4 protein-coding genes are annotated in these 5,441 nt (G+C 57.1%); all 4 read left to right on the forward strand.

What is annotated here, in order from left to right; translation table 11 throughout:
* The first annotated feature begins 34 nt into the window (after nt 1-34).
* Nucleotides 35-508, forward strand: coding sequence for a transposase (locus tag BUA24_RS11380; protein ID WP_072792683.1), 474 nt, complete (start codon nt 35-37; stop codon nt 506-508).
* Nucleotides 509-786: 278 nt separating this feature from the next.
* Nucleotides 787-2,517, forward strand: a complete 1,731-nt coding sequence (locus BUA24_RS11385) for a DNA methyltransferase (protein WP_072792686.1) — start codon at nt 787-789, stop codon at nt 2,515-2,517.
* Nucleotides 2,507-5,095, forward strand: coding sequence for a DEAD/DEAH box helicase family protein (locus tag BUA24_RS11390; protein ID WP_072792688.1), 2,589 nt, complete (start codon nt 2,507-2,509; stop codon nt 5,093-5,095). Before BUA24_RS11385 ends, BUA24_RS11390 begins: the two co-directional genes overlap by 11 nt.
* A gap of 165 nt (nt 5,096-5,260) precedes the next feature.
* Nucleotides 5,261-5,425, forward strand: a complete 165-nt coding sequence (locus tag BUA24_RS12680) for a hypothetical protein (protein ID WP_178138829.1) — start codon at nt 5,261-5,263, stop codon at nt 5,423-5,425.
* Nucleotides 5,426-5,441 lie beyond the last annotated feature (16 nt).

Here is a 5,441-nt window from a genome sequence, read left to right on the forward strand (position 1 = left end):
TCGACCCTACTTGGGCACATAGGCTCTGGAAGAGGTGAGAAAAGACCTCTGGCGCCAGATGAGAAGGTTTCCTTGTCTCGAGTACGCCCGTAAGTTCGCCGGGGCACAGTGGGGACTCTTGAGGAACCCTGGAGATCTAACCGAACACCAGGGTGAAACCCTGAAGCGCATCAAGCGAACTGGTGGAGCGCTCTGGCGGGCATATGAGATGAAAGAATCCCTGCGGGCGGTATTTTCTGGCGATCTCACTGACGATGAGATACGTAAACTCTTGGAGCACTGCTGCTCCCGAGCGTCACGGTCTCAGATACAGAGCTTTGTCCGGTTGTCAAAGACGATCCGTTCCCATAAGGAGGGCATCATGGCCGCAATTGAACTTGGTGTTTCCAACGGACAGGTGGAAGGTTTGAACACCAAGATCCGCTCCATTATCGCCAGATGCTACGGGCTTCATTCTGCTCAGGCGACTCTGGCGTTGGTGATGCTCTCCTGTGGACTAATTGACTGATCTCAAACTTCCGTACGAGAGGGCGAGTTGATCCACATGATGGTCAATGGAACCGCATTTAAGATATACTTATTTGCAATAGCAAAGGGTTGAGATCATAACAAAAACATCTATCGAAACAGACCCGATCAGTAAAGAGTTTGACGATTTGACCAATGGGACCACTGCTAAGAACTGGCGCTTGGAAGTCCTCGATGAACATTCGGTGATCAAACTTCTGCAGCAGCCCGGGGAACCGCAGGGACCATCGGCCCGCACGTCGGTCAGAGGTTGAAGCGATGCCTGAGTTGATTTGGGACGGCAAATACGACGCGTCGGGTAAGCGCACCGCCCCTCTTCGTGTCGAGCTTCCCTTTCAGACGGTTGAGACCGTAAACGAATCGGCGCAAGACCGCCAACGGTTGCTATTCTTCAACGACGAACGTAATGCCGAATGGCGCAACCGGCTGATCTGGGGTGACAAGAAGTATGTCCTACCCGCACTAATCGCTAACTTTGCAGGGGCCGTCGATCTCGTCTATATCGACCCTCCCTTTTTTACCGGAGATGACTTCTCTTTCTCCACAGCGGTCAATGGCGAAGATTTCACAAGAGAGCCGAACCTCATCGAGCAGAAGGCGTATCGAGACACTTGGGGGGCTGGGATTGACGGGTATCTTGCTTGGATTTACGACACACTCCTGTGTCTCCATGAGCTGATCGCAGATACGGGCAGTATCTACGTCCACCTCGACTGGCATCTCGGTCACTATGTGAAGCTTATACTGGACGAGATATTTGGAGAGAGTAACTTCCTTAATAACGTCGTATGGCTTTATGGACTCGGCGGGAGCTCGACACGCTACTGGCCCCGCAAACACGATGACCTGTACTGGTATTCGAAAAATCCCGATCGACATTATTTTGAAGCGAGTCGTATACCGGCAACTTCTCAGCGCATGCGTGGGCTTGAGAAGAAAGCCCCTGACTACTGGGATATCCCGTCAATCAACAACATGGCGGAAGAGAGAGTCGCGTACCCGACTCAAAAGCCGGAGAAGCTACTGGAACGTATTATCTCTTCTTCGTGCCCGCCCGGTGGACTCGTGCTGGACTGTTTCGCTGGCAGCGGTACCACCGCCGTCACTGCAGAGAAGTGCGGACGGCGATGGATAGCGTGTGACCTCGGTCGTTTTGCTATCCATACGACGCGGAAACGCTTGCTTGGGATCCCGGACGTGCGTCCCTTCGTAGTCCAAAACCTTGGCAAGTACGAACGCCAGCTCTGGCAGGCTGCAGAGTTCGGCGATTCGGCAACAGCGCGTACTGCTGCCTACCGATCATTCATCCTGGACCTCTATCACGCGACGCCAGTCAGTAGTGGGTACGTCTGGCTGCACGGGCTCAAGAGTGGACGCATGGTGCACGTTGGTACGGTTGATGCACCGGTGACGAACGGCGATGTCAAGCAGATCATCACTGAGTTCCGCAAGGCGGTTGGGACGGGGAAGGACGCGCCCTCCATCAAAGGAGTTGACCTCCTCGGATGGGACTTCGCCTTCGAGCTGAACGAAGTAGCCCGCCAGGATGCCGAGAAGGCTGGGATCGACCTTCGTCTCGTGCGCATCCCTCGGGAAGTGCTGGAGAAGCGAGCAGTGGAGCAGGGTGACATCCGCTTTTTCGAACTGGCAGCGCTCTCGGTGGGCCTCAAGCAGTCTGCTCGCGAGGTCACGCTGACGCTTGAGGACTTCGTGATCCCGCTCGATGACGTCCCGGCAGATGTCCAGAAGGCCGTTACCCACTGGTCGCAGTGGATTGACTACTGGGCAGTGGACTGGGACAACAAGGACGACACCTTCCACAACGAGTGGCAGGCGTACCGGACACGGAAGTCGAAAGACCTCTCTCTGACTACGACGCACGAGTACACGGAGCCAGGTGACTATAAGGTTGTGGTCAAGGTAATCGACATCCTCGGCAACGACACGACGAAGACGCTCTCGGTAAAGGTTGTTAGCCGTGGCGCGTAAAGCATACGAACCGCAAGGAGAACAGGGAGAACTCCTTACCGCCCGGGTGACGACGGCACCGTGTGTCCCTGAAATCCGCAAGGCCGTCCGCGAGTGGCGGCACGCGAAGTACAAGGGTGCCACCGACACGACGAAGACGCTCTTCGACTTCTGGTTCGAGACAGATCACCGGCTCCCAGACGGTGGCTTCTTCCAGTACTACTACGCGCAGCGCGAAGCGCTGGAGACGCTGGTCTGGCTCTACGAGGTTCAGCAGGTCCGCCGTCACCGAGACCTCGTCGAGCGCTTCGCCAAGGTACCCGGGATCCACGTCCTCCAGTACGACGACTTCGCCCGCTACGCCATCAAGATGGCGACCGGAAGTGGTAAAACAAAGGTGATGGCCCTAACCGTCGCCTGGCAGTACTTCAACGCAGTAGCTGAAGGCCGTGACGACTACGCGAAGACGTTTCTCATCGTCGCGCCCAACGTCATCGTCTTCGAGCGACTCCGCTCGGACTTCGGTAGCGGTAGTGTATTCCGCACCGACCCGATTATCCCTCCAAAGCTGCGCAGTTTCTGGGATATGGACTTCTACATGCGGGGTGAGCCCGAGCGAGCAAGCTCGCAGGGCGCGCTCTACCTGACGAACATCCAACAGTTCTACGAACGAGGTGGGACGACCAATTCCGATGAGCCCGACGTGATGACCGCCGTCCTAGGCCCGATCCCGCCCGCCGCAATGACGGTCGTCGAGGACTTCGACGAGCGGATCGCGCGCCGTGACACCCCGTGCCTCGTCATCAACGACGAAGGCCACCACGTGCATGACGAAGAGAGCGAGTGGAGCAGAATCATCCGCCGCATCCACGACTACAGCCCCGCAGGGCTCGTCGCCCAGCTCGACTTCTCGGCGACCCCTCGGTACCAGAACGGTGGGCTGTTCACGTGGACGGTATTCGACTACCCGCTCAAGCAGGCGATCATCGACAGAGTAGTGAAACGTCCGATGAAGGGCGTCACCACGGGGATGAACGAAGCACGCTCTGATGTCGGTAGCGTTAAGTATCAAGGTTACCTCACGGCTGGGGTGGAGCGCTGGCGGGAGTACCGCGTGCAGCTCCAGCCGCTTGGAAAGAAGCCGGTGCTCTTCGTCATGCTCAACAGCACTGCTGAAGCTGACGACGTCGGCGACTACCTCCGGGTCAAGTACCCGGCCGAGTTCGGCGTAACCGATAGTGGCGAGGCGCAGCTCCTCGTGATCCACACCGACCGTAGTGGGGATGTCTCGAAAAAAGACCTCGATGCAGCGCGGGACGTCGCCCGGCGGGTGGACGAGGGGAGTAGTCCCGTCAACGCGATCGTGAGTGTGCTCATGCTCCGTGAAGGCTGGGATGTGCAGAACGTGACGGTTATCGTCGGCCTCCGACCGTACACGTCTAAGGCGAACATCCTCCCAGAGCAGACTATCGGTCGAGGATTACGCCTCATGTTCGGTTTCAGCTCGTCTTCCTACATCGAGCGAGTCGACGTGATCGGGAACCCCGCCTTCCTCAAGTTCGTTGAGCAGCTAGAGAAGGACGAGGACATTACTCTCGACACTTTCGATCTGAAGGACCCCGTGGTCATTACGACCATCTCTCCTGACCCGGAGAAGATGGCACACGACATAATGGTTCCCGTACTCAGCCCGATTCTCTCCCGGAAGAAGACCCTTGCCGAGGAGATCACGGGGATCGACGTCTCAAAGCTCACCTGTCCGAGGCTCCCGAAAAAAGAGGGGGACGCGGTGGAAAACCAGTTCCACTTCGAGGGCTACGACATCATCAGCTTGCAGAAACTCGTCGAACGGGAATACACGATCCCCGAGCCGCAGACCGCAGAGGAAGTCATTTCCTATTATGCCAAGCGGATCGCCCAGGACGTCAAGCTCCCGTCACAATTCGCCGTGCTCGTCCCGAAAGTCCGGGAATTCCTCCGGGACTGGGCGTTCGGCGAGACCGTCGATCTCGCCGACAAGACGATCATCCGAGCCATCGCGACAAGCGTGGCGCAGTATCTCACAGTCAAGACCTTTGCATCGGTACTACGAGCGCTTGTCGTCGAGGAACTATCTCCCACTCTGGAGCATCCTGGCCGGGCACTCTCCGAAACCGAACCGTTCCCCTTCTCCCGACCTACTTTTGAGGCAAGCAAGACGGTCTTCAACCTGGTCGCTACCGACAACGACTTCGAGAGGGAGTTTGCTCGCTTCCTCCAAAACGCCCCCGACGTTGCGTCATTTGCCAAGTTGCCCAAGCGGTTCGGATTCACGATCGAATACACCGACAGCGCCACAAACCTCCGCTACTACGAGCCGGACTTCGTCGCTGTGGATCGCGATGGCGTCCATTACCTGATCGAAACGAAGGGCCAGGAGAACATCGATGTCGTGCACAAAGACCGGGCCGCAGCGATCTGGTGTGAGAACGCTACCCTCTTGACCGAAACTACTTGGACGTACGTCAAGATTCCCCAGGTTGAGTTTGGTAAGCTGGACGCGAGCGTTCTTTCAGATGCCGTGGTCGTCTTTGGTTCGACCGGTGGGGGCAGTGCATGAGCTCCCTGAACGCTCCGGTCATTGTAACGCCGACGAACGGAGTAGACCGTCGGGTCACGCTAGTGTCCATACGGATCCAGGTGTGTACACCCTTCTGGTCGGAAGCGGTATGTCTATCGCAAAAGGACTGCTTCCTGGGCAAATCGCTCAGGCAAGGTTCACATCGTGAGCGACGCTTGGGCGGTTGTTGCAGCAACGCTAGCCCAACTTTCGCAACAACCCCACATCTATCCAGGTAGATGGGCTAGTAGGGGTTGGCTTGGACACTACAAATGGGCCGCAGTGGTCTTGATTCTCTTTAAGGGATCTCTGACACCCAAGAGGGCGTAGATCTCACGATGTGTTG

Origin of the sequence: Ferrithrix thermotolerans DSM 19514 (assembly GCF_900128965.1) — a bacterium.
GTDB lineage: Bacteria > Actinomycetota > Acidimicrobiia > Acidimicrobiales > Acidimicrobiaceae > Ferrithrix > Ferrithrix thermotolerans.